This is a genomic window from Nocardia sp. alder85J, from assembly GCF_020176955.2.
Taxonomy (GTDB): Bacteria; Actinomycetota; Actinomycetes; order Mycobacteriales; family Mycobacteriaceae; genus Nocardia.
The window spans coordinates 473,482-499,051 of the sequence record NZ_JAIUCZ020000006.1; the positions used below are offsets into that span (position 1 = coordinate 473,482).

At 67.2% G+C, this 25,570-nt stretch carries 20 protein-coding genes; 6 read left to right on the plus strand and 14 right to left on the minus strand.

From position 1 onward, the window contains the following. Positions 1 to 452 precede the first annotated feature (452 nt). Complete coding sequence (locus LBW94_RS25390; RefSeq protein WP_255634871.1) at positions 453 to 1,739, minus strand: ISL3 family transposase; 1,287 nt, start codon at positions 1,737 to 1,739, stop codon at positions 453 to 455. Between the two features lie 378 nt (positions 1,740 to 2,117). Further along, positions 2,118 to 2,747 carry a TetR/AcrR family transcriptional regulator gene (locus LBW94_RS25395; protein ID WP_255634849.1) on the minus strand — a complete coding sequence of 210 codons (630 nt, stop codon included), beginning with the start codon at positions 2,745 to 2,747 and terminating at the stop codon, positions 2,118 to 2,120. 210 nt (positions 2,748 to 2,957) lie between these two features. Here LBW94_RS25395 and LBW94_RS25400 point away from each other — a divergent pair, with 210 nt between their 5' ends. The 4 genes from LBW94_RS25400 (at position 2,958) to LBW94_RS25415 (ending at position 7,913) form a co-directional block, all read left to right on the plus strand. Continuing rightward, positions 2,958 to 4,571 carry an AMP-binding protein gene (locus LBW94_RS25400; RefSeq protein WP_225060546.1) on the plus strand — a complete coding sequence of 538 codons (1,614 nt, stop codon included), beginning with the start codon at positions 2,958 to 2,960 and terminating at the stop codon, positions 4,569 to 4,571. Further along, positions 4,568 to 5,362, plus strand: a complete 795-nt coding sequence (locus LBW94_RS25405) for an enoyl-CoA hydratase/isomerase family protein (protein WP_225060545.1) — start codon at positions 4,568 to 4,570, stop codon at positions 5,360 to 5,362. Before LBW94_RS25400 ends, LBW94_RS25405 begins: the two co-directional genes overlap by 4 nt. Then, the gene (locus tag LBW94_RS25410; RefSeq protein ID WP_225060544.1) at positions 5,359 to 6,117 is read left to right on the plus strand and encodes an SDR family NAD(P)-dependent oxidoreductase; all 759 of its coding nucleotides are present in this window, start codon (positions 5,359 to 5,361) and stop codon (positions 6,115 to 6,117) included. Before LBW94_RS25405 ends, LBW94_RS25410 begins: the two co-directional genes overlap by 4 nt. Positions 6,118 to 6,242: 125 nt before the next feature. After that, positions 6,243 to 7,913 carry a CocE/NonD family hydrolase gene (locus LBW94_RS25415; protein WP_225060543.1) on the plus strand — a complete coding sequence of 557 codons (1,671 nt, stop codon included), beginning with the start codon at positions 6,243 to 6,245 and terminating at the stop codon, positions 7,911 to 7,913. A 145-nt stretch (positions 7,914 to 8,058) separates the two neighbouring features. Here the strand turns inward: LBW94_RS25415 and LBW94_RS25420 are convergent, their stop codons facing one another. The 6 genes from LBW94_RS25420 to LBW94_RS25445 form a co-directional block, all read right to left on the minus strand. Beyond that, the gene (locus tag LBW94_RS25420) at positions 8,059 to 9,684 is read right to left on the minus strand and encodes a class I adenylate-forming enzyme family protein (RefSeq protein WP_323137926.1); all 1,626 of its coding nucleotides are present in this window, start codon (positions 9,682 to 9,684) and stop codon (positions 8,059 to 8,061) included. A 45-nt stretch (positions 9,685 to 9,729) separates the two neighbouring features. Continuing rightward, a complete protein-coding gene (locus tag LBW94_RS25425) occupies positions 9,730 to 12,096 on the minus strand; it encodes a GNAT family N-acetyltransferase (RefSeq protein WP_225060542.1) in 2,367 nt (788 codons plus the stop codon). 76 nt (positions 12,097 to 12,172) lie between these two features. Beyond that, complete coding sequence (locus tag LBW94_RS25430; protein ID WP_266272042.1) at positions 12,173 to 12,865, minus strand: hypothetical protein; 693 nt, start codon at positions 12,863 to 12,865, stop codon at positions 12,173 to 12,175. Next, positions 12,862 to 14,217 carry a phenylacetate--CoA ligase family protein gene (locus LBW94_RS25435; RefSeq protein WP_225060540.1) on the minus strand — a complete coding sequence of 452 codons (1,356 nt, stop codon included), beginning with the start codon at positions 14,215 to 14,217 and terminating at the stop codon, positions 12,862 to 12,864. Before LBW94_RS25435 ends, LBW94_RS25430 begins: the two co-directional genes overlap by 4 nt. 120 nt (positions 14,218 to 14,337) lie before the next feature. After that, on the minus strand, positions 14,338 to 14,868 hold the full coding sequence (locus LBW94_RS25440) for a PaaI family thioesterase (protein WP_225060539.1): 531 nt from the start codon (positions 14,866 to 14,868) through the stop codon (positions 14,338 to 14,340). A 140-nt stretch (positions 14,869 to 15,008) separates the two neighbouring features. Continuing rightward, positions 15,009 to 16,112: an amidohydrolase family protein gene (locus LBW94_RS25445; protein ID WP_225060538.1), complete on the minus strand. Its 1,104-nt coding sequence runs from the start codon at positions 16,110 to 16,112 to the stop codon at positions 15,009 to 15,011. Positions 16,113 to 16,239: 127 nt separating this feature from the next. Here LBW94_RS25445 and LBW94_RS25450 point away from each other — a divergent pair, with 127 nt between their 5' ends. Together LBW94_RS25450 and LBW94_RS25455 are read left to right on the plus strand one after the other, a co-directional pair. Then, positions 16,240 to 17,589, plus strand: coding sequence for an acyl-CoA dehydrogenase family protein (locus LBW94_RS25450; RefSeq protein WP_225060537.1), 1,350 nt, complete (start codon positions 16,240 to 16,242; stop codon positions 17,587 to 17,589). 70 nt (positions 17,590 to 17,659) lie between these two features. Further along, positions 17,660 to 18,325 carry a TetR/AcrR family transcriptional regulator C-terminal domain-containing protein gene (locus LBW94_RS25455; protein WP_225060536.1) on the plus strand — a complete coding sequence of 222 codons (666 nt, stop codon included), beginning with the start codon at positions 17,660 to 17,662 and terminating at the stop codon, positions 18,323 to 18,325. A gap of 41 nt (positions 18,326 to 18,366) precedes the next feature. Here the strand turns inward: LBW94_RS25455 and LBW94_RS25460 are convergent, their stop codons facing one another. The 6 genes from LBW94_RS25460 to LBW94_RS25485 all read right to left on the minus strand — a co-directional run bounded on the left by LBW94_RS25460 (position 18,367) and on the right by LBW94_RS25485 (position 25,479). After that, complete coding sequence (locus LBW94_RS25460; RefSeq protein ID WP_225060535.1) at positions 18,367 to 19,806, minus strand: class I adenylate-forming enzyme family protein; 1,440 nt, start codon at positions 19,804 to 19,806, stop codon at positions 18,367 to 18,369. 43 nt (positions 19,807 to 19,849) lie between these two features. Then, positions 19,850 to 20,884 (minus strand): hypothetical protein, encoded by a 1,035-nt coding sequence (locus tag LBW94_RS25465; protein ID WP_225060534.1) that lies wholly within the window; start codon positions 20,882 to 20,884, stop codon positions 19,850 to 19,852. Positions 20,885 to 21,183: 299 nt separating this feature from the next. After that, positions 21,184 to 21,405 carry a hypothetical protein gene (locus LBW94_RS25470; protein ID WP_225060533.1) on the minus strand — a complete coding sequence of 74 codons (222 nt, stop codon included), beginning with the start codon at positions 21,403 to 21,405 and terminating at the stop codon, positions 21,184 to 21,186. 20 nt (positions 21,406 to 21,425) lie between these two features. Further along, positions 21,426 to 21,911 (minus strand): hypothetical protein, encoded by a 486-nt coding sequence (locus LBW94_RS25475; RefSeq protein ID WP_225060532.1) that lies wholly within the window; start codon positions 21,909 to 21,911, stop codon positions 21,426 to 21,428. A gap of 126 nt (positions 21,912 to 22,037) precedes the next feature. After that, a complete protein-coding gene (locus LBW94_RS25480; protein ID WP_225060531.1) occupies positions 22,038 to 22,781 on the minus strand; it encodes an ABC transporter ATP-binding protein in 744 nt (247 codons plus the stop codon). Continuing rightward, positions 22,774 to 25,479 (minus strand): branched-chain amino acid ABC transporter permease/ATP-binding protein, encoded by a 2,706-nt coding sequence (locus LBW94_RS25485; RefSeq protein WP_255634847.1) that lies wholly within the window; start codon positions 25,477 to 25,479, stop codon positions 22,774 to 22,776. Before LBW94_RS25485 ends, LBW94_RS25480 begins: the two co-directional genes overlap by 8 nt. Between the last annotated feature and the right edge of the window lie 91 nt (positions 25,480 to 25,570).

Here is a 25,570-nt window from a genome sequence, read left to right on the forward strand (position 1 = left end):
GGCATCGCCTCGATATCGGGCTGGAAGAACCGCCGGTTCGGATCTTCCGAGCTTCGTTCGAGCGTTCTGGACCGGATCGCATCCACGTCGCCACTTCCTTCGTCGGGTACTCACAGCACCAAGAGATTTGGGTCACACCGTAGGTCTTCCTTGCGGCGTGGACCTAGGGAACGTTGTTCCGGACCCGGATGGTCCAACTCTCTGCTATGCAGTAGAATTATTTATCTGATTTCCCGAGCGGATCGTCGTGTTGCGATCAGGCGAGCAGAGCTACACTCAACCGCTCTTCAAGATCATCGGTAGTCACAACCACTCACGAATCCGACCAGGAAAGAGCAAGGCTCGCGCCCGAACAGCACGCCTGACCAAGTTCGTGAAGCCGCTGCGCGGCGTGTCAACGGACATCGGGACCTGGCTCTGGCACAAAGTTGTTGGTGGCGTTGCTGATCGGGTCATTCGTTGAGGAGCAGACGGCGGCGGAGAAGATCGAAATTTGCCCTGCCGCAGGTGGCCCTTTTGAGTGCCTTCAACTTCGTGACGATGCCCTCGACAGCACCGCTGCTCCAGGAGAGGGTGAGTCCGTTGCGGACGGCGTCGTAGTCCTTGACCAGTCCTGCCGCGAACCCTTGGAGTTGGGAGATACCGCTGGTCTCGGCCGCGGTAATCCAGGTATCGAGATGCTGACCGCGGCGGTGGCGCAGCATCCCGCCGAAGTCGCTGACCAGCTGATCGACGGTGCGCAGGACCGGGCAGCGGTCGAGGATCCGGGTCAGGTCGGCTTGGTCGGACTCGGTGCGCTTGTGCGCTGGGCGGATGATCCAGCCGGTGACCTGCCGTGGCTCGGGCGTCGTGATCGGTGTAGCGGCCGGTGGCGTACTACTCTCGCGCCACGTGTGGAGCAGGCGGCGGACGTGACGTTCGCTGCCCCGGTATCCGCGCTCGCGGAGTTCGCCGAACAGCCGCCGGGCGTTGGTGCAGCCCTGCCGCCAGCGTTCGGCCAGGTAGGCGGTGTGCTCGTCGAGCGCGCTGCCGCGTCGCAGTGCCTGGGTCAGCAGTTCCTCGGCGCTGCCAGCTCGCGCGTAGCGGCGTACCGTCTTGTCGTCGAGGTTGAGCGCTCTGCAGATCGCGGTGTGCCCGATTCCCTTGTCCCACAAGGTATGAACCTCGGCCCATCGTTGGCGGGTCAGCTCTGCCCGTGCCCCTTCGACGGGTGCCGGTGCGGGGACGGGCTGGGCGACAGCGTCGTCGGCGGGTTGATCGTGCAGGCATGTGCGGTGGGCGCGGACTACTCGGTCGACCGCGGTGGTGAGGTTGTAGAGCAGGTGGAAGCGGTCGGCGACCTGGATGGCGTCGGGTGCTCCGCGGCGGGCGCCTTCGGCGTACCCGCCCGCACGGTCACGGCAGACGACGGTGGCACCGGGATGGGCGCGCAGCCACGCGGCGAAGGTGTCGCCGAGCCGGTCCGGCAGCAGGTCCACCGGGCGATGGGTGTGCATGTCGACCAGGACGCTGCCGTAGGTCGCGCCTGTGCGGAAAGCGAAGTCGTCGACGCCGAGTGCGGTCACCGTGCCGGGTTCGGGCAACGGCAGTGCCCTGATCAATCGCAGCAACGTCATCCGCGACACAGTCACGGCCAGGCGGTGGGTCAGTCGCTCGCCGGGCCGGCCGCCCAGCGACAGCGCGATCCGCTCCAGCATGCCGCGCAGCAGTGGGGTCCGGCGGGCGTGAGCGGCGGTCAGGCCCGGAACCTGTTCGGCGAACGTGGTTCTCGCGCACTCGGGGTTGCCGCAGGTAGAACCGGCGCACCCGCAAGCAGATCACCGTTTCGGCACCGCCGATGGCGGCATCGGACAGGTATCGCTGGTAGCGGCTGTGTACTCGCACCGACCGGTGAGCGCACTCCGGGCAGGATGCGCTCCGGGCGGTGGTGCTGGCTTCGATCCGCAGGACGGCTCCGCGGCGGGTGATCTGCTCGATACTCAGGTCGGCCAGATGTGGAAGGAGGACTCTCGCGTCGAGATCAGCACACCCGGATCATGATCGATTACTGCCAGCCCGCCTCCAAATCCCCAGCGCGCCAACAACTTTGTGCCAGAGCCCCTCGCCGCGGCGGTCGCTCAACTCGGTCGGCGGATCAGCCCATCGAGCAGCAGTGTGCCGAGCTCGGCGAAGGCGTCGGCCGCGGTCATGCCGGTACGTTCGAGCAGCGCCCCTGATTGGACGCCTTCGATGGCCAGGGCGACCAGATGGGCGGCGAAGTTGCCGTCGGCGGAACGGAATTGTCCGTCGGCGATACCTTCGTCGATGAGTTCGCGCACGCGCGCGGCGGCGCGTTCGGTGTTGCGGGCGTAGATCGCGGCGGTCGGGGCGAAGGCGACCATGTCGTCGTAGAAGGCCGGGGAGTTGCGTCGCATCGCTTCGGCCACGCCGTCGAGGTAGACCAGGATGCGCTGGCGCGGGTCGTGGTGCTCGCTCACGCGGCGTTCGATGAGCTGGGCCGAGGAGCGGAAGAACTCCTTGGTCGCCAGCACGACCAACTGCTCCTTGGTGGAGGCCACGCTGTAGAGCGTGGCCCGTGAGCAGTGCAGCCGCTCGGCCAGTTCCCCGATGGTGACCGTGGTGAATCCTTCGTCGAGGAAGATCTGCTGGATGCTGGCGAGCAGATCGTCGCGGCGGGCGGAGTCGACCTGCCGCCGACGGCGGGGGGTTTTCACCGGGGATCGGTCACGGGACGAAAGTGCGGCCATTGCGCGAGTTTGACACATGCCACCCCCCACCTTCCGTGCGCGGCCACGGGCACAGCGCCCGATCAAGGCCCGGCTTGCCAATGGCCTCGATTCCCGATCACGCCCCGACCACCTGAAATAAGCCGCCGATTTGCTGTCTTCCCTCCGCGTCCACAGTGAGGTAAGTTACATGGTACTTGAGAACTATATTTAGTACCCAACGGAGTGGTGATGGACGTCGAAGTCGCAGCGCGTGTCGGTCGGCTGCTGGAGGAGTTCGGTGCACCGCAGGCGGATGTGGCGTGGCTGCTGTGCGATCGCCATCCGGCCGCGAGCACGGCGTTGACGGTGGCCGAGGGGCCGGGGCCGGTCACGAGCTTCACCTTCGGTGAGCTGGCCGAGGCGTCGCGGCGGGTCGCGGCGGTGCTGGCCGATGCGGGGGTGGGGCGTGGTGACCGGGTGGCGACGGTGATGGGCAAGAGCGCGGATCTTGCCGCGGTGGTGCTGGGTATCTGGCGGCTGGGCGCGGTGTACGTGCCGTTGTTCACCGCGTTCGCCCGTGAGGCGGTCGGGTCTCGGTTGGCCGATGCCGCGGTGGTGCTGGTGGTGGCCGACGTGGATCAGCTGGCGAAGGTGCCCGAGGGGCGGTGGTCGGTGCTGGTGGCAGGTAATGATGCCGCCGACGGGCTGCGGGCGCGGATGGCGGCCGCGGATCCGGGGCAGGTCACCTCGGTCCCTGTCGGCGGGGATGCGCCGCTGGTGCACATGTTCACCTCCGGCACCACCGGCAAGCCCAAGGGGGTGGTGCATCCGGTCCGCTACATCGCCGGGTGGCAGGGCTACCTCGAGTTCGGCCTCGGCGTCCGGCCGGAGAGCGTGTTCTGGTCGGCCGCGGATCCCGGCTGGGCCTACGGCCTCTACACCGCGATCGTGGCACCGCTGGCCGCCGGAGTGCCGACGATCCTGCTGCGCGGTGGCTTCTCGCCCGAGACCACGTGGGCAGTGCTGCGCGACCTCGCGGTGACCGACTTCGCCGCCGCCCCGACCGTCTACCGCGGCCTGCGCGCCGCGGCCGCGACCGTCCCGGAAGGGCTTGCGCTGCGACGGCTGTCCAGCGCCGGGGAGCCGCTGACCCCGGAGGTCAACGAATGGGCCACCCGGGTGCTGGAGCTGCGGGTGCACGACCACTACGGCCAGACCGAACTCGGCATGCCGATCGGCTTCCCGCATCATCCGCACCTGGAAGTACCGGTGCAGAACGGGGCGATGGGTCCCGCGCTGCCGGGCTGGACGATGACCGTGCTCGCCGAGGAGAGCGACGAGCCGGCCTCGCCCGGGCAGCCGGGGCGGCTGGCCGTGGTGGTCGCCGAGAGCCCGTTCATGACCTTCCGGGGTTATGCCGGGGGAGTCGGCGCGGAGCGTTTCCGGGCCGAGGGTGCGTATTTCCTGACCGGGGATCTGGCCTCGATCGACGGCGAGAGCATCATCCGGTTCTCCTCCCGCGACGACGACGTGATCATCATGGCCGGCTACCGGATCGGGCCCTTCGACATCGAGTCGACGCTGCTGCGCCACCCCGCGGTCGACGAATGCGCGGTCGTCGCCGCCCCCGACGAGGTCCGCGGGGAGGTGGTGGAGGCTTTCGTCGTCCTCGCCCGCGGCACCGCCGGCTCCGACGACCTCGCCGCCGAGTTGCAGCGGTGGGTCAAGACCGAATACGCCGCGCACGCCTACCCCCGGCGCATCCACTTCGTCGACACGCTGCCCAAAACCCCCAGCGGCAAGATCCAGCGCGCCCAGCTGCGCCGCGACCGCGCCGCCGAGATCACCGCGAGCAGCCGATGACCGCACCTGCCCCGATCCTGGTCACCGACTCCGGGCCGGTCCGCACACTCACCTTGAACCGGCCGGGCCACCGCAACGCGCTCGACCCCGAGCTGATCGACGCGCTGGAGGCCGCGCTCACCGACGCCGAAGCCGACGCGACCGTCGGGTGCCTGATCCTGACCGGCGCCGGGAAGAGCTTCTGTGCCGGGGGCGACCTGCAGTACTTCCTGAGCGTTCGCGACAACCCGGGCGGACCGACGCAATTCCTGCGCCGCGTCTCGGCGGTGGTGACCCGGTTCGAACGCAGCCGGCTGCCGGTGGTGGCCGCGGTGCACGGCCACGCGGTAGCCGGTGGGCTCGAGCTGGCCCTGGCCTGTGACGTCGTGGTCGCGAGCGCGGGCACGCTGATCGGTGACGGGCACATCCGCAACAACCTGCTCCCGGCCGCCGGATCCAGCGTCCGGCTGCCCCGCAAAGTCGGCGACTCGATGGCCCGCTGGCTCGCGCTCACCGGCGCCCTGCTCCCGGCCGAACAGCTCACCACCACGGGCTGGCTGCACGCCGTCGTCCCGGACGCCGAGCTCAACGCCACCGCCCACGCGCTGGCCGCCGAGCTGACAGCCGCCGCCGGACCGGCCCAGTCGGCCTTCAAATCCCTGCTGCACGACCTGACCGGCCTACACGAAGACGACGGCCTGGCCGCCGAACTCACCGCGTTCGAGAAGCACTGGAACAACACCGATGTCCCGGCGGCGCTGACCGCGTTCCTGCACCGCCGCCCACCCCGCACCGAAGAGGAAAACCGTTGAACCGCTACACCGACCAGGTGGTCCTGGTCACCGGCGGCGCCCAGGGCCTGGGCGCGGCCATGAGCGAACGCTTCGCCACCGAAGGCGCGCACGTGGCCATCGCCGACGTCAACATCGACGCCGCCACCGCGCTCGCTGCCCGCCTGCAAGCCGAGACCGGGCACACCTGCACCGGCCACGCCGTCGACGTCACCGACTCGGCGGCGGTCACCGCCTGGGCCGACGAGCTCGCCGCACGCCTGGGCCGCATCGACGTGCTGGTCAACAACGCGGGCATCATCCGCGACAACCGCATCGAGGACATCGGCGACCACGACTGGCACGCCGTGCTCGACGTCTCGCTGTCGGGATCGTTCTACTGCGCGCGAGCGGTGCTGCCGCACATGCGATCCCGCGGTTACGGGCGCATCGTGTCGTTCTCCTCGATGAGCTGGCGCGGCAACTTCGGCCAAGCCAACTACGTCGCGGCCAAAGCCGGCATCGTCGGGCTCACCCGCACCCTGGCTCTCGAGGTCGCCCGCCAGGGCATCACCGCCAACGCCATCGCCCCCGGCCTCATCGAGACCCCCATGCTCGCCTCCATGAACGGCCCCGCCCGCGACAAACTCATCGCCAAGATCCCCCAACGCCGCACCGGCACACCCCACGACATCGCCGAAGCCGCCGCCTACCTCTGCTCACCCGCCGCCGGCTACGTCAGCGGCATCGTCCTCGACGTCGACGGCGGCCTCGGCATCGGCTCCTCCATCCGCTGACCACACGGTGCCCAGCCCCGTGCGGACTTCCGTGTCCGTCATGGGCTCCGTCCCCGCCTCAGCGAGCGGCACCCCTGATCCACTCACGCGAAACCTGAAGAGAAAGCGAGACAACGATGTCCGGAATGGAAGTCGAATTCGATGTCGAGGCCACGATGCGCGACGGCACCGTCCTGCGCGCCGACGTGTATCGGCCGGTCGGGGACGGACCGTGGCCCGTCCTCATCCAGCGCACGCCCTACGGTCGGCGCGCGATGCTGCAGATGTTTATCGACCCGTTCCCGGTAGTGTCGCGTGGCTACATCCTGGTTCATCAGGACACCCGCGGCCGGTTCGGTTCCGAGGGCGAGTGGCTCCCGTTCACCTACGAGGTCGAAGACGGCTATGACACCGTGCGCTGGGCGGCGGGGCTACCCGGCAGCAGCGGTGTGGTCGGCATGGTCGGCGCCAGCTACACCGGCAATACCCAGTGGACAGCCGCCCTGGCCAAGCCGCCGGAGCTGCGAGCGATCAGCCCACAGACCACGTGGAGCGACCCGAGCGACGGCCTGCACTTCCGCGGCGGCGCCATCGAGCACGGTCTCAACGGGGCGTGGTCGCTGAGTACCGGTGCGGGGGAACTCGCCGCCCGGGCACAGGACCCCGCCCGCGCCGCCGACACGCTCGCCGCCCTCGGCGCGCTCATGGCGGACCTCGACAGGCTGGTCCCCGACGGCTACCGGGAACTGCCCTCCGGGCAACCGGCCGCCGTGACCCGCCACAACGTCCCCGACATCGGTGTCCACCGCGCACTGGCCGACCCCACCACCGCCGACGGGGCAACCATCGCGGGCAAACTCAGCAGCGTCGAGGCCGCCGCCCTCAACACCGGCGGCTGGTTCGACGTCTTCCTGCAAGGAAGCCTCGACAACTACAGTGCCATGGCCGCTCTGGGTAAGCCCGCCCGGCTGATCGTCGGCCCGTGGACCCACACGGCCAAAGCCGCACTCACCGGAAGCGTCATCGGCGAGACGAACTTCGGCCTGGCCTCCACCCATGCCGGCATCCGCTACGACGACCTGCAACTGGACTGGTTCGACCACTGGCTCAAAGGCGCCGACAACGGAATCGATGCCGCACCGCCGGTGAAGATCTTCGTCATGGGCATCAACCAGTGGCGCGAGGAAACCGAATGGCCCCCCGCCCGCGCGGTCGACACCCCCTGGTACCTCGGCGCCGAGGCCACCCTCACCCCGGACGCGCCTGCCACCGATCAGACCCCCGACCACTACCTCTACGACCCCGCCGACCCGGTGCAGACCCGGGGCGGGAACCTGGTCATGGCCCACGAGTACCCAGCCGGCCAGTTCGCCCAAACCGCGACCGAAGCGCGCCCCGACGTGCTGCTCTACACCAGTGAACCCCTCACCGAGGACCTCGAGGTCACCGGCCGGATCCGCATGCGCCTGCACGCCGCCACCGACGCACCCTCCACCGACTGGGTCGTGCGGCTGTGTGACGTCGGCACCGACGGAATCTCACGCAACCTCTGCGACGGAATCCAGCGCATCCGGGCCGTCTCCGGTGAGCCCGGCGAATACGAGATCGACCTGTGGTCGACCAGCAACGTCTTCCGCACCGGGCACCGCATCCGGGTCCAGGTCACCTCCAGCAACTTCCCGCGCTGGGACCGCAACCTCAACACCGGAGAACCCGCCACCACCGCGACCACGATGCGCACCGCCCAGCAGACCATCTACCACGACCAGGCACGGCCCTCCCACATCATCCTGCCGATCGTGGCGCCCACGCTGTAACAACACCGCCTCCGGCGGGCCCGGCAGACCACGATGGGCAGTCCGAGGACCCCGACCAAGGGTCCTCGGACTGCCCACGTCAGGCCCTTGTGCAGGTCCAGGCCCCCCGGGGGGCCTGTAAATTCTCAGGTGTGAGCCGGTCGGATCAGGAACCCCACCGGTCGTTCTGCACCACGTCGCACTCGGCTCGGATCGAACCGTTCTCGTACCACTCCCGAAGCTGATGTTTGCGAATTTTTCCGGTGCTGGTCCGCGGCACTTTCCGGACGATGATCCACTCACTGGGGCGCTTGTAGTGACTCAGCTGTTCTTCTGCCAGCGACGCCAGATCATCGAGATCCACCGCATGGTGGGCAGACGGAAGAATCGCCGCGACCACTCTTTCACCGAGGCGCGGATCGTGAACACCGAAAACCGCCACTTCCGATACCGACCCGTGGGCCGAGACAACGCGCTCGACTTCTGCCGGGAAGACATTCAATCCACCGCGGATGATCATTTCACGGATTCGGCCGTGGAACGTCACTACGCCATCGGCATCCATCGAGCACAGGTCGCCGGTGCCTCGCCATCCTGCCGTATCGGTGGCGGGATCGATGCTGCCGTCGCCCTGGAGATAACCGGTCATGGTCAGGGGCCCTCGAACACCGAGTTCGCCGACCTCGCCCAGCGCGGCGATACCTCCGTCGGCTGCGACAATCCGATAATCCCGGCCCGGTAGGCACCGGCCCAGCGTCCGGGTTCGTACGGCCGCGGAGTCGTCCGGCGCGCTGACGGTCATAGTCGGGGCTTCGCTCTGGCCGTAGGCCACCATGAACGTGATGCCCAGGCGGCTCTCCACGTCCGCGATCAGACTCGGATCGACCGCGGTAGCCCCGCCGATCACCAGCCGGACGCTGGTGAAGTCGGCCGCCGAGGCGCCGGGCAGGTTCAACAGGTCGATGATCATGGTGGGCACCAGTCCGACGAGCGCGGGGCGGACCTCCCGAATCACCCGCAGAGCAGTGTCGGGGCTGAACCGGTCCATGACGACGTAGGCGCTCGAGAGCTCCAGGGAGACGAGCAGGCCGGCCACCGAACCGCCGACATGAAACAACGGCAGCGGGTTCAGCCAAATCTCTCCCTTTCGTGCGGTGCATCCATCAGCGTATATGCGGGCGCAATTGACGGATGCGCGGTGCGAGAGCACCGCTGCCTTCGGTACCCCGGTGGTCCCGGAGGTGAACTGCACGAGGAATTCCGAATTCGCTTCGACCGGCTCCGGCGCCACGAGCGAATCGGAGGGAATGTTGAATTCGGCGATGTCGTGAACGCCCGGCGGGTGCGGAAGGTGCCGAGCCGCCTCGGTCACCCTGATCAGCGGTGCGTCGTCACCGGCACGATCCACGACCAGGACCGTGGTCACCTGGGCAAGCGACAGCATGTGGGTGACCTCGGCCGCGGTCGCCGCCGGACTGATGGGAACGACGGGCCGTCCGGCCAGCGCGCATCCATACATCGCGACGATCCAGTCCACGGAGTTGTAGGAAATCAACGCCACCCGGCCACGGCCCGGATCCAGAGCCTTCAATCGGTGTGCGGCACTGCTCGCTCGCTGATACAGCTGCTTCCACGTGAGCGAGCCGACGCCGTCCGGAGTCAGCCAGTACAGGGCCGGTGCGTCGGGAGCGGCGTTCGCGATTCGAACGAATTCCTCGCCGACCGACACATTCGACAACATCGCCGATTCGGTCGCCTCGATGAGCGACAGATCTTGGTGCGGGTGATTCATCTTCCGTCTATCTACTTCGCTACCGGCAACGGCAGCATCGGGCTTTCAGGGATGGGCTTTCATATCCAGCACCAGGGCGGCGGTCCGTACCTCGACGCCCTGTCCGGTAGCACCGACCGCTACCGGCGACAGGTGCAATCGAATGAGTCCGGGCAACTCTTCGACCAGCCATGCCACCCGCAGAATCAGGTCCACCACAGCATCCACATCCCATTCGGCCAGCAGCGGAATAGCCCGGACCGAACGAACCATCCGGGCTGCGTCCAGGTCGGTGACCGGGGTGATGTGGGCAGCGATATCGCCGTACAGGGTGATCGGATCTCCGAGGACGCCGAAGGTGAGCACCGGACCGAACACGTCGTCCGCGGTCACCGATACGGAGACTTCCGGACCGGAGATGCCGGTGTCCGTCCCCACGGCGAGCCCGGCCGCGGCCAGCAGTTCCGAGACGTCGGCGGTACCGACGGGGCCGGTACCCACCCGCTCGGCGACGGCATGGACACGATCGGCCGCCACCCCGGCCGGTCGTCGGACGATACCGGCCGGCTGCTGACGCCACGCGCCGTACACGGTTGCCCGGCCGAGGGCCACGGCAGCCGCCTCGGGAAATGTGTAGCTCGGAATCGCATGTCCTCGGCCGTCGGCTGCCGACAGCACGCCCTCGGTGCCGTCGAAGCTGGCCAGCAAGGGTTTTTCGGGCACGGACGCGCCGGCGCGCAGCACGGCGGCCATGATCGCTTCGGGATCCTGGGCCAAGGGCGGAATGAACAGGGCGATAACGGAATCGACCGCGTCGTCGGCAAGCAGGGCACGCAGGGCCGCCTCGTAGCGTCCCGCGTCGGCGCGTGGCGACAGATCGTGCACGGACGCCAGGCGCAGTCCCGCCGCCCGGCACGCGGCCGCGGTCAGGACGCCGGGCTGGCTCGCATTGGTCACCACTGCGACCCGATCACCGCGCGGCACTGGCTGAAATGCGAAAAGCCTTGCCACATCGAACATCTCGGCCAGTGTCCGGGTGGCCACCACCCCGGTCTGGGCGAACAGCGTATCGGTGATCGCAGCGCGGCCGCCGAACTCCGAGCCGATGATTCCGTCGAGTGTGGTCTGTATCGCGCTGGTGACGGTCACGATCGGTTTGCGGGCGCTGACCCGCCGGGCGATGCGAGCGAATTTTCTTGGGTTGCCGTACTTTTCGAGATCGAGCAGGATGACGGAGGTGGCAGGGTCCTCCTCCCACCACTGGAGCAGGTCGTTGGGTGACACATCTGCCGATCGCCCCAGTGACGCGAAGCCGGAAAATCCCAGTCCGGTCCGCCGGGCGTGTTCGAGAATGGCGAGACCCAGCGTCCCGGACTGGCTGGCCATCGCGACCACGCCGGGCGGAGGCAGCGATACCGAGAAGGTTGCCGCCAGCCGCCGCGAACCTTGCTGGGCGAGAATGCCCATACTCCCCGGCCCGATCAGCCGCATTCCTTGTCCCCGGGCGTAGCGAACCATGTCGAGTTCGGTCGCTCGGCCGTGTTCACCCAGTTCACCGAAACCGACCGACACCACCACCACCGCGGCCACCGAGGCAGCGGCACAGTCACGCAGAATCTCCGGGACGAGCTCGGCGGCTACCGCCACCACCACCAGATCGACGGGTTCACCGATCGCACTGACGGAAGGGTACGTCGGTACTCCCATCACGGACCGGGTGTTCGGGTTGACCGCGTAGACGCGGCCCGGAAAGCCGTGTGACGCCAGGTTTCTCAGCACTGCGCGACCGAGGTTGTTCGCGCTCCGGCCGGCGCCGACCACGGCGACCGCCCGGGAGTCGAAGATGCGCTGCATCGATGACCGGACGGACTGATGTTCTCGGCGATCCGAGCGCGCCGTGACCTGTGCCTGGGGCCGGAGCACGACGTCCGCATGGAGAATCGAGCCCGGCGGACCGAACTCGACCGGGTAACCGGAGCTTTCCAGGGTGCGGATCATCGCCAGGTTCTCCGCCAGGACGTCGGCCTCCAGGATCGTGATCTCGCTGTCGCGGGCGGCGGTGGCGATGTGTTCCAGCAGCAGGCCGCCCAAGCCGAGGGATTGGAATTCGTCGGCGATGGTGAAGGTCATCTCGGCATGCCCTGGATGGCCTTCCACGCGGACGAAGTCCGCGACTCCGACCGCCCGGTTCTCGTGGATCGCGACCAACGCCAGCTGGCGATCGGGGCCGAGATCCATGAACCGGGCCAAGCCCGCCCGATCCAACGTCACCACCGGACCGAGCATGCGCATCGAGACGGTGCGCCGCGACAGCCGACGACTGAAGTCGACGATCAGCTCGAGGTCATCCGGGATCAGACGGCGTACGAGGACCGATCGGCCATCCCTGAGCAACCCCGGGATGCCATCGTCGAGATCCAGATCGTCGGCCACAACACTGCCGCCTCTCGTCCGAGAAATATCGCGGGTTGGGTGCTCGTCCCCGGGGCTCGGGGACGAGCACCCTTGATCACAGTTCGATCAGCAGCGTGCCGCCGTCGGTGGTGACTCGACCGGATATGCCCGTGGGCATATCAACGATCCGCGCGGTCCGTGCCTCGGTGGACGAGACGAGCAGTCCGTTACTCGATTCCCGAATCGCCCACTCGGCTCCATCGACGAGTAATACTCCGGGTGCCTCGGGCCGCGCCAAGCCGAGGGCCGGACCGAGGAATGCCACGAGCATGGAATTCACATTCGCCGCGGCCAACTCGATGTGCGCCTCCGGCCGGGCCCACATGAGCCGAACCTTCTCGAGCAACGCCGCCAGATCCGGATTCTGTGCCTGGACGGAACCGAGCGTTTCACCGCACAGACCGAAGATCACGGTGATCGGCATCCGATCGAGCACCGAGAGGAATCTGGCCGAATCCCAACTGTAGGTCTCGGCCGGCGTGTACGTCGCCCCGATCTGACGCAACGCCCGCACGACGGGGCTCAGCCATGGGCTTTCGTGGTTTCCCGCAGTGATGAGCACGTGATCGTCGCCGGTCACCCCGGCCGCCAGCAACTGCTGCCGCGCCCACACGACGTCACGTTCGAGATCGTCCCAGCCGATCTCGTAATCCACAGCACCGTGGTCACCCGTGCGGCACACACCGATCCCGTAGATCGGGGATCGCGGCAGCCTGCGGGCGGCTTCCAACATCGTCTTGCGTGTCATTCTTTGGCCGTCCTCGGAAACTTGGCGACGCTGGAGCTGAACTGCAAAATGTCCTCGACAGTGAGCATGACGAGATCGACGCCGACACCCAGTTCGGACTCCAAGAGCCGGCGCAGACGGTGCTCCAGACCGGGCAGGTCGGTCGTCCGGTCGGGTGCATACCCCACCCGCAGGCGTAGCCGCTGCATCGGCGTGTCCGCTCGCAGGATCTGAAACATGCCATCCGACAGTTCGGGCAGCGATTCCACCAGCCGCCAGACGTCACCGATCACGATCGCCTTGCCGGCCACGACGGTCTCGTCGCCGCGCCGGCCGGAGAACCACATCCGGGCGTGCGTCCGGCCGGTCGAGGACGGCTTCCGGGTCACTCGCACGAGGTCGCCGGAGCGGAAACGGATATACGGTGCGGCACGGTTGTCGAGGTCTGTCGCGACCAGTTCACCGATTTCCATGTCCGCGACGGGCCGGTCGGTCGCGGTGTTCAGGACCTCGGGAAGCATGGTGTCCTCCCAGAGCTGGAACCCGTCGAGATCCGGTCCCTCCCAAGCTGTTCCGGTATCTCCGGCGCTGGTGTAGGTCACGATCCTGACCCCCCAGTCCTCGGTGACCTTACGCTTGAGCGCCGCGCCCATCGGCTGTCCGGCGAATGCGAAGAACTTCACCGACGAGAATGCCTCACGCAGGTCGTACTTGGCTTCGAGCTTTTCGAACTCCATGATCGCGGGCAGGTGTACCTGCATGTAGGCCACCTTGTGCGCACGAATGGTCCGCAGCAGGGACTCCCCCTGCCCCAGCCAGCTGTCCACGAACACCGGGGTCAGCCCCAGCGACAGGTAGAAATCATCCCAATAGTTGCGAAATGTGCCGACCGGGACGATGACCCGATCACCCGGGCGGAGCCCGTGTGCGTAGAGGTCGCGGGCCGACGCCGACGCCAGCGGCGGGGCATCGGTCCAGATCTCCGGAAGCGGCTCGGGTGGCGAGGTCGTGCCCGAGGTCGTCGTCACCGAAGTGAGCTCCTTCGGATCCACACACAGCAAACCACCGTAGGGATCACCGGTGCGCTCCCGGAAAGCCCTGATATCGGCCTTGGTCAAGGTCGGGATCTTGGTCGTGAAGTCCTCGAGGCTGTTGATGTCGTCGGGCGACACACCGGCAGCTCCCCAGTGCTCGCGATACAGCGGCGAATTGTCCCACGCGAACCGAACCAGCTGCAGCACCGCGGCCTCTTGGTCGGCTTCTATCGCCTCCCTGGGGGCAGTTTCCGCATCTGGTTCGAGGAACTCGTAGACCTCGCCGTCGAGCGTCTCGCGCGGGTCCTCCAGCCCACTGATAGTCACCATCTCCTCCATCGCCGGGCAAAGACACGCTCGGTCATACCGAGCGGGCACACTCGCAGAAACACCGCCAGCGTGATCCACCACACAGCCTAACAGCATAAATATCTAACTGTATAGAGGCCCATTTTTCGGTCACCCGGCACCACGCTGGCCCTCCAACCACTGGTAATGCTGTTCGAAATGAGTGTCGGGCCGCTTGATCATGATGGCGTCGGCCTCGGCCAGAACAGCTCCGGAACTCGCCAGCACCAACGTTGCCCGAACGAAGACCTTCCGGTTCTCCCGACCGGTGAACCAGGCCCGCCCGATCAACGGCCATCCGATCGGAACCGGCCGGACGAACTTGACCGTCAGAGTTCCGGTAACCCCGAACTCTTCGTTCAGGAGAAGCGTATGCCCGACGAGTTCGTCCATGACGCCGGCTGTCCAGCCACCATGAGCCACCTCCGGTCCGCCTTCGTTCGCCGACTCGCACACGACGTGACTGATCACCACGCCCTTGTCGTCCAGCCGCTCGCTCTCGATACCGAGACGGCAGCGCTGCAACCGGCGGCATCCATAGCAGAGGCGCATCCCATCGGCCGATTCGGGAGCGGAGAACGGCGATGACGGATCGAGGCCGACCCCCGGATCGGTGTGCTGATACTGCGAGTTCTCGTTCACCCGAGATTCGGACACAGGAGTCCTTTCGATATGAAAAGGCCCGGACCACGGTGTGCCGCAGTCGCGGGCGAGGATGAGCCGGCGATGGACAACGGCCACGCCGCGAGCGTGCCGGCGGCACGCTCGCGGCGTTCCGGGACTCAGGCAGCCACGGCCGCCGGGAACAGCTCCTCGAACGTGCCGCGCAGAACCCGATCGCGGATCCGCAGGTCGACGCCGTCGAAGATCGTATGCAGGGTCTGCTGGGTATGCCCGTAGGTACCTTCGAGGTGCGGGTAGTCATCACCCCAGAGCACGTTGTCGTACCCGGTGTCCTCGATGACCTGCACGGCACTGATGTCATGCTGGAACGAGGCGTAGACCTGTTGCCGGATGATCTCGCTGGGCAGGCGTGAGAGCCGCGGGCGCACGAACATGCCGTGCTGGCGATACGCCTCGTCCATCCGGTCGCCGATCGCGGGCACCCAGCCGGCTCCGCCCTCGGCGATCAGCACCTTCAGATCCGGATGCCGGTCCAGCGCGCCGCCGGCGACCAGATGCGTGATCACCCGCATACCGGGGTAGGTGGTCTCCATGTAGTTGACCACCGCACCGCCCGGGCCGCGGTAGACGACGTTCTGCGCCCCTGTGCCGATGTGCCAGCACAGCGGCATGCCGAGTTCCTCTGCGGCGGTCCACAGCGGTTCCCACAGCTCGAGACCCCAGGCGCGATCGTCCTCGATGCCACACGGGAAGTACAGCGCACGGAAGCCCATTTCGGCGGCGCGATACGCCTCGGCGACGGCGTTTTCGATATCCCTGAGCGGAACGATGGCGGGCGCGAAGATCCGGTCCTGCTTGCCCATCACATCCTCGATCGCCCAGTCGTTCCACGCGCGGGCGACCGCGTTCTCGAGTTCCGGATCGCGGATCGTGCAGGTCCAGAACCCCATCGAGGGAAACGCGAGCTGGTTCTGCACGCCCTCCTGATCGAGGTCCTGCAGCCGGATGCTCAGATCCTTGAACCCCGGGGGGCGCATGGCGTCCATGAAGTCGTTGAGCTGGCGATCGATCTGCATGCCGTCGATGTACAGGATCTCGTACTTCTCCCCGCGCTCCGAGCGGGGCGCCCGGTCCGCCAGCCGTTTCGGCAGCCGAGCAGTCCACAGATCTTCCGGCTCCATCAGGTGGGAGTCGCCGGAATTCGCCCAGATCTTCTCGTCTCGATGGGTTTCCTGAACGGCGGCAGGCATCGCCTCTTCCATGGATCTCTCCTTCGTCGAGTGGCTTCGGACCGCACCGCAGCGGGTCGGCCTCCTATATACTTTACACTGTAACGAAAAGTGGGCATCCTGGGTAGCGAATGCCGAAACGACAGTGCTGGGAGGCGCGATGGAACCGACGACAGGCGGCAAGGCACTCACTCGCGAGCTGCGCGACAACTACCTCGCAACCTTGACCGAGGAGTCCCTATCCGCGCTCATGCGATCCACGTGGACCTGGGACGATCGCGCCCTGCGGCGTCGACTCAGCGAGCTCCTCACCGGACTGACGGCCGTACGCGAACTACGCGTCGGTGCGGTCGGATGCCCGGCTTCGGCGCTCGAGGCCATCGAGTCGAGGGTGCTCGCCGCTGCGGGTGAGTTCGTCGCCGAGGTTCTCGGCTTACGACTGCTGGCCGATGCCGACAACGCATACCGCGAGGCCCTACTCCCGCTGGTCGCGGCTACCGGCGAGTTGACCGCCGAAGCCTCCCGCGCTGTCGACACGCTGGCCGTGGATGTCACCGGCCGGGTGATCGTGCGCAACGAAGGATCGACCTCGGTTCTTCCAGAGGTCGAATGGGACACGAAAGCGTTCCAACACGACGCGAAGGCGCTTTCCGAAGTCGCCTACGCGGCCGGCTACACCCTGACCCGACGCGATTACTTCCCGGCGGCCGGGCTTGGTGCGCAGGCATTCGCCATCGCGAGTTCCCCGACGGACAACAGCGTCGACGTGCGGCGGTCGACGCTGGCGGCAGCCGAGAAAACCGGTTCCTGGGATCCTGCTCTGGTGCGGACCCGGGCGACGGCCGCCGGCGACGGATGGCAGCTCACCGGCGAGAAGTGGTACGTGCCGGGCGCGGAAGCAGCGGAGCAGATCTTCGTGATCGCGCGCACTGTCGGCGGGCCCTCGCTGTACCTGATCGAGCGTGACGCTCCGGGCGTCACCGTCGAACAATCGGACTCGCTGGACGCGACACGACCGCTTGCTCACATCCGGTTCGAGAACGCTCCCGCCGTCCTGATCGGCCGCGAGGGCGCCGGCGGCCGCACCATGAACCGCACCGTCGATCGCGCGACCACAGTGCTCGCCGCGGAACAGATGGGCATCGTGGACCGGGCGTTGAAATGCTTGTCCGAGGTGCTGCCGGCATCCACCGATGCCGAGTCGTGGCATGCGTACACCAGGCAACTGGCTGAACTCGAACTGGCTCGGGCGAGCGCGACCGCACTCTGGTATCGGTCGGTGCGACTCCAGGGCGGAGACGACCTCGAGGCGAGCTCGGTCGCCGCGGCAATGGCACACATCGGTTGTTCGAACGCGGTACGGCAGGTTGCGCTGCACCTGCCCTCCATCACCGCTGATCTGGACCGAGCCACCGCCGACACGATCGCCGTTCGCGCCCGGTGCACCGACCTGATGTTCGGTGGTCCGGCACTGGCACACGAACGATTGCTGGAACGCCTCGGAATCTGACGCGGTGTCCGGCGGCCGGGCGGAAGTGGTACTCCCCCCTCTCGAACAGGTGGGTGAGTACACTCGATCCGTGGGAACGAGCGACCGCCTGGCGCACGCCGACGGGTCCGCGACAACGTCCCGGCGCGGTCGGCCCCCCTCGCTGACCGAGGACCAGATCGTCGATGCCGCCCTGGAGATCATCCGGGCCGACGGGCTCGAAGCGCTGTCCATGCGGCGGTTGTCTCAGCGGCTTCGCAAATCGCAGATGGCCGCGTACTCCTACGTGGCGGACAAGCAACAACTGCTGGATCTGGTGGCTCGCCGCACCCTGGCCGACGTGCCGATCCCGGATGAAGCGACCGGGCCCTGGGATGTCCGGTTGAGAGTGCTCATCGACGGTATCGACGCTCAACTGCGCAGGCATCCGGGCATTGCGGGCTTGCTGTTGCAGCGGATGCTGCATTCGGATCGACGGTTGGTCGATGCGATCATGACCATTTTGCTCGAGGCGGGCTTGGCCGAACGGCAGGTTCTGCTCTCCTACTCGATGATCCACACGTATCTGTTCGGCCGGTACGAGGTTGCGCTGGCGGATGCTCCTCGCCACGACACCGATCTACCACCGACGCTGGCACAGGTGATCCCATATCTCGACGATCTGCACGGTGCCGACTACTACAACTTCGGCATCGAAACCCTCATCGATGGGTTGCGCGCGCGGGTGGCCGAGAACTCTCGTGAGGTCATCGACTGATCCGCCTCCCGTCGCGCCGACCTCGATCAGAGGGCAGCGCGTCAGCCGCCGTCCCCGCGCAGCCGCGCCCGCTGCAGCTTCCCGGCCGCAGTCCGCGGCAACTCGTCGACGATGACGATCTCGCGCGGAATCTTGTATGTCGCAAGACGTTTCGAAAGGAACTCGAGCAGGTCCGCCGGAGAGGTCGCTTCCGACAGCGTGACGAAAGCGACCACACGCTCGCCGCGGTGCTCGTCGGGACGCCCGATCACCGCGGCGTCGGTCACCGCCGGATGTCGCGAGAGCTCGGCCTCCACCTCGGCCGGTGCGACCTGGAAACCCGAGACCTTGATCATGTCCTTGAGCCGATCCAGGATCCACAGCCGCTCGTTCTCATCGACGCGGCCCGCGTCGCCGGTCCGGAACCAGCCCTCGGCGAGGAACGGGTCGTCCTCGACGGTGACGGTGTATCCACTGGCCACGCACGGGCCGCGGACCTCGATCTCGCCGCCCTGGCCGAGTCTGATCTCGTTTCCGGCGGCGACGAATCCCGGGGAATCCAGGCGCCATTGCGCAGGTTGTCCCACCGGATTGAACGCCACCGCAAACGCTTCGGTCATTCCGTAGGAACACAGGAACCCGATGCCCGTGCGCGAGGTGATGGCCGCCGCCAGTTCGGCCGGAACGGCGCTACCTCCCCACATGAAATACCGCAGACCCGGGAATCGGGCCGCGCTCAAGTCGGGCAGCGAGGCCAGACGATTCGCGACAGCGCCGGCGAGCGGCCACACGGTCACCGCGTCGTCCTGAATCTGGCGCAGGCAGCGATCGAAGTCGAATCGTTCGAACAGTGTCACCTCCGCCCCGGCGCTGAGGGCCGCGCCCATCATCGAGGTTCCGAAGATATGGCAGAGCGGCAGCGAGATCTGCAACCGATCCGTGTCGGTCAATCCCAGATGCGCGACCAGCTGGCCGATGCCACCGGACAGACTTCGAACGGTGTGCACGACGCCCTTCGGGAGTCCGGTGGTGCCCGAAGAGAACGGGATGCACAACTCGGCATCCGCGGGTGAGCCGGCCGGATGAGGAGACCGGGCCGGCGTGGCGTCCGCCGACGCATCGGAAATCACGTCGGCGGACAATCGGATCGGCAGTGTGGTGCCCGTGTCACAGTGGCGGCTCGAGTAGATCATCGCCTCGGCGCCGGCGGTCGCGATCACCCGGTCGATCTCGGCACGGGTCCAATACGGGTTCGGCAGCACGAACACCGCGCCGATCCGCGCCAGCGCGAACTGCGCGAACAGATACTCCGGCCGACTCTCCAGCACCAGCAATGTGCGGGTGCCGGCGCCGATACCGGACTGGACGAGTCGCGCCGCCACTCGGGAGATCGCCTGATCGAAGGCCTGATAGGTCCACCTCCGGCCCTCGAATCTCAGCGCGGTCCGGCTCGGCCAGCGTTGCGCCGCCAGAGTCGGCAGGTCGCCGTACTCCGCGATCATTTCCGCACCTCGATCCACCCGAGCCGTGCACGGATCCCGCGCGTCACCAACGACGGCGATCACCGTTGCCCGGAACGGACTCTCCCCACGCCATCCAGACATCCGGCACCCGGGTGTCGGCGACTCGATGCATCCGGCCCTCCTGCTGCGGGTTCGGGATCCGGCCCAGCCCCTCCATCCGGCCGCGCGGATCGGGATCACAGGTCCAGGCCTCGCCGTCGATCGTGTAGTCGATGCCGTCGTGCCAGTAGCCGTCCGCGTTCCGCCGGATCTGCGCGTCCATGGTGTGGGCGCTGGTGACACTGCCGTCGCTGTGCCCGATGACCCCGACGTGGAGACGACCGTTGCCGTAGAGGAAATGTCCGACCTCGGCGGTGCCGTCCTCGTAATGGTTGGCCCACGAGTACCAGGTGGTGTACTCGGCATCGTGCAGCGGATCCTTGTCGACGTAGAGCCGGGCGCCCGCCCGCATCCACGCCTCCTCCCAGAACAGGAAGCCGCGCACCCGCTTGCCGCCGAGATCGCCCTGCACGAGCCATGTTTGGGTCAGATACAGCAGCGAGGAGTCCGGCCCGGGGAGGAACCACTGCAGCGGCGGCGCGATCAAGGTGCCGGTGACGTCGATGATATCCGTCTCGCGGTAGGCCATGCCCTCGGTGGTGAGCGTCAGGGCCACGGCACGCCCGTGCTCGTTGGCCGGTGCGGACAGCTCGACGGTGGTCGAGTCCACGACCCGGCGCGACATCTCGTTGCTGTCCGGAGCGTAGCGTGGCTCACGCCGGAGCTGTAGCTGCTCGTCCACGCCCGTGCTGGACAGCAGGATGAGTTTGCCACCGAGTGAGCGGATGTCGTCGCCGGCCTTGACGTTGTCCCGGACAGCGGGGATTCGTCGCATGATCGAGTGCAGACCGCCCTCGTCGTCGCGGAGCGTGCCCCAGATATAGCCCGCCTCCGGGGCCAGGCCATGGATGGTGCTGTCGGCTGCGAGGACAGCGGCGGGCTCGAAGCGCCGCCCGGAGCTGAGCGCGGCATGGTTGAACGAGCCGGTCGACGGCAGTTCGATGCTCACACTGGTCACAGTGTTCGTCCTTTCGGTGAATTGCGGCGGCTGTTGCGCCGCCGTCGGCGGATGTCGGTCGGCACCGATATCGGCCCGTCGTGCGGGTCGATATCGTGGCCACCTCCCATGCGCGGCCGGCAGCCCGAGTACGGCGGACCGGCGTCGGCCGTAGTTTCGGTCACTACCATTACCGTAACTTGTCGGCTGGGTAAGAGCAACGATTTCCGTGGTCAGCACTCGGTTCGGCAGACAGCCGACGTCACGGTGCGCGGAAGCGGTCGTGCGCAGACACGTGCCGCCGCCGCGCTCCGCGTCGGTCAGCGGGTCGGCGGGATGAACAGCGCCGGGTCGCTCTTCAGCACCTGGTATGTGCCCAGCACGCCCTGCTTGTCGGTGGTGGCGACGATGACGTCCGACCCGCAGACGTTGGGCGAGAGAGCGAAAGCCTTACCGTTGCACTGGAACTGGATACCGTTGGTGAGCGGGTACGGCTGCGCCGGCGCGTTCCGGAGGCCGTCCGCCACCGATTCACGCGTCACCTCTTGTCCTCGGACCGCGTTCAGCGCGCGAACCAGGCGGGCGTACTCGGCGGGATGGCGACGACGTCCAGCTGCGCCCCGACATTGCCGAATGCCAGCTTGCCCAGCTGATCGGTGGCCGCGGGCACGTCGATCGTCACCAGGGCCGCCTTGGTGACGTGACTCTGCCTGGCCAGTTCGGCCGGCGTGCCGAAGATCGAGGACACACCGTTCATCAAGCCGAAGACGTTCGGGGAAGTCAGCGACTTCTGCGACGTGGCGTAGTCCAACACCAGCGGAACACCGGCCGGCGACAGCACATCGACGGTCTGGTCGACGAGCCCCGGCGCGCCTTCGACGACGGCGACCGCGCCAGCGCTGATCATCTGGTTGGCGCAGTCGGTCGCCGCAGCCGGATTACCCTTCGACTCATTCGGCGGACCCAGCAGCGCCGGGTCGGCCGTGGCGGTCGGGGATGACGTGCTGCCTCCCGAACTGCACGCGGCGACGGTCGCGACGGCGAGCACGGTGACGGCGGCACCGACCACGGCGCGCCGGGTCCGAGGTAATCCCAGCTTCATTTCTCCCCTTCTGGTGAACACGAGCCGAGTGACGGCTCGCGGAGTCGACTTTTCGGCGCGGATGCGGACGGCTCACGCCTCGGCCGCGGTGGCAGACCCGAGGTAGACCTCGCGCAGGCGCTGCGGATTCGCCCGCAGTTCCGCGGCGGAGCCCCGCAGTCGCACCTGGCCGTGCACGAGGATCAATGCCTGATCGGCGATCTCCAGTGCCAGTCGAACGTGCTGTTCGACCAGGACCACGACCGCCCCGGTGTCGTCTGCGATCCGTCGCACGACCGGCAGCAGTTCCTCGACGATGACCGGCGCCAGGCCCATGCTCATTTCATCGATGAGCAGGACTCTGGGCTTCTGCACGACTGCCCGGGCCACGGCGAGCATCTGTTGCTCACCGCCGGACAGATCGCCGGCGCGTACCTTCAGCCGGTCCCGCAGCGCGGGGAACAGCTCCAACGTCGCTATCAGCGCACTGCCGTCGTCACGAGCGACCTTCAGGTGCTCGCGGACGGTCAGGTCGACGAAAAGGCCCCGGTCGTCCGGCACCAGTACCAGCCCGTTCCGGTTCGCGTGCCGCGGATCGCCGTTGTGCAGTGTCGTCGTTCCGACCCGCACCGAGCCGCGCCGGTGCTTCAGAAACCCCGCCATCGTGTTGAGCAGCGTGGTCTTTCCCGCGCCGTTGGGGCCGAGGACCGCGAGTACCGTACCGGCGGGTGACTCGATATCGATGTCTCGGGCGACGGTGATGTTGCGGTATCCCACTGCCAGCCCGGCACATTCGAGAACGGACTGCTGTTCGGGGACCGGTTGCGTGTCAGGCACCGACAGCCACCTCGCTTCCGAGATAGGCGGCCGCGACGAGCTCGTTGCGCCGGATCTCGTCGGGTGTGCCCACGGCGATGACCTTGCCGAAATCGAGGACGTAGACCAGGTCGCAGGCGCCGAAGATCAGGTCCATATCGTGATCGACCATCAGAACCGCGATTCCGGATGCGGCGATACGCCGCAAACGGGTTCCGAGCCACAGGCTTTCGTCGCTGTCCAGACCACCGGCAGGCTCATCGAGCAGCAGAACCGAGGGATTCCCGGCGAGAGCTCGGGCGATGGAAACCAGCTGCCGCTGCCCTTGTGACAGCTCGCTGACCGGCCGCTCACCCGCTGTTCCGAGGCCGACCGCCTCGAGTACGGTGTCCGCCGATACCGGTGTGCCGGTTACCGTCTCGCGCTGTACCGCTACCTTCACGTTCTCGCGAACCGAGAGGTCGTCGTACAACTCGAGCGCCTGGAATGTACGGCCGATGCCACGCCGAATTCGCTGATGGGGTGCCAGGCCGTCGATCGGTTGTCCGAGGAGTTGCACGGATCCGCCGCATTCGGAGAATCCACACAACGCGTCGATCAAGGTGGTCTTACCCGCGCCGTTGGGGCCGATGAGGCCCACCAATGCACCTGCCGGAACCGATAATGTCACGCCGTCGAGTGCGACCACTCCCCCGTAATGCACCGACACTCCGTCGGCGCGCAGGACGACCCTGCCCGACTCGTCGACGCCGGTGCTCGTGGGATCGCCGTGCGGGCGCGCGGCCTGGTCGTCGCCGTCGTCCGAAACCATGCTCGTGACAACATCATTCGGCCGACGGCGGGCGATGAGAGCGTGCACCGGGCCGACCAGTCCTTCGGGATTCACGATGACGGTGACGATCAGCAGGAGCGCAGCGATGGTCGGGTACCAGGCACCCGCGCCGACCGTCTCGTCGACGGCGATGTAGAGGAGCCCGCTCGTAGCGAGGACGCCGGCCAGAACACCGCCCGACATCGAGGTGACGCCCGCCAGGTAGACGGTTGCGAAGAATCCCACTGAGCTCATCGCCGAGAACGGCTCGAAGATCACCGACTGCTGCTGGTAGGCGAGCAGTGCCCCGCCCAGTCCGGCGATGAAGGAGCCCACCGCGAAAGCGATCAGCTTCACCAGCACCACATTGACGCCCGCCGCGGCTGCTGATTTCTCGTTGGCCCGGACCGCCAGCATCTGCGAGCCGAACCTGCTGCGCCGCAACATCGCTACCGCGAGAACGGTTGCCGCCAACACCATCAGGCACAGCACACCGAAGGCGAGCCGCGGATAGTCCGCGCCGACGCCGATCCCGAGATTCCACCCGAACAACGACGGCTGCGGTGTCGCGACGCCGGAGGAACTGACGAAATCGGTATTGCGGAACCACACCGCTTCCACGGCGTATGCCATCGCGAGCGTGACGACCGCGACCGACAGCCCGCGGATCCGCAATGCGGGCAAGCCGATCAGCACCCCGACCACGGCAGCGACGAACGCGGCCACCAGCGGCGCTACCGGGAACGGCAGATGCCAGGCCCGGGTCACGGGCCCGACGAGGAACGCCGCAACGCCCGCGATCGTCAACTGCGCCAACGAGACCTGTCCGGCGTACCCGGTCACGACGACCACCGACAGCCCGATGACGGCCATGATCAGCGACAGGATCAACCCGCTGCGCCAGCGGTCATCGAGGACGGTCAGCAGTATCAGCGCGACCACCGAAACCACAGCCGTACCGAGGAACGGGCGTCTCGGCCGCGGTGCGGAACCGAGCGCTTGGACCACGACCGCTCCCCGCGCGGGCAGCGGCCGTGCCCGGACCACCAGCACGATCAGAATCAGCACCAGCGGAACGAGTTCCGGCAGACCCGTCGCCGGCAGCCAAGTGTGGATGGTGGTGAGATATTGAATCCACGACTGCGCCGTACCGATACCGATACCGGCTACCACCGCGACCACGGCAAGATCGAAGCGTGCCACCACGGCGGCGGCCAATGCCGGGACGATGAACAGGGTGTAGGACACTGGTGCGAGCGATGTGATCGGTGCGATCAGGATCCCGGCCAGGCCGGCGACCACCGAACTCAGCATCCAGTTGTAGGCCGCGATCCGGTCCGGGGACAAGCCGCTCAGATAGGCACCGCGCTCGGATGAGGCGACCGCCCGCGTCACGAGTCCGAATCGGCTGAATCGGAGCCAGATCATCAGCGCAGCGGCCAGGCCGACGATCGTGACGGCGAGGTAGACACGGTCCTGCGGCAGTATGAAGTCTCCCCACCTCCAGACCCCGTCCGGGTAGATCGGATCGATCGTGACGGGTGCGGTTCCGAGACGCTGAGCGAGCAGCGCCGGAACGAGCACGGCAATCCCCAGTGCGGCAACCGCTTTCGCGACGGCAGGCGCGGTGCGCAGTGGCCGGAACACCGCGAAATACAGGAACGCACCCAGCAGCGCCGCTGCTACGGCAGCGAGTGCCATCGCCGGCCATTGCCCGAGCCTGCCACCGATGTTCACGGTCTTCGGCAGGCCCGGGATCGGAATCATCAATTGCCCTTGGCGCAGAAAGGCGTAGAAATACGCCGTCAGCAATGCGATTGCGCCGGTGCCGAAATTGACTACTCCCGAGCTTCGGTAGGTCAGCACGACCGCCAGCGCCAACGCTCCGAAGACCGCACCGCTACCCAAGCCAAGGAGCAGAAAGGCTATGTGCTCCATTCCACTCTCTCTCGAAATGCTCGGGTGCCGGTCCGCCCTCCGTGCCGGCCACCCGAAATCA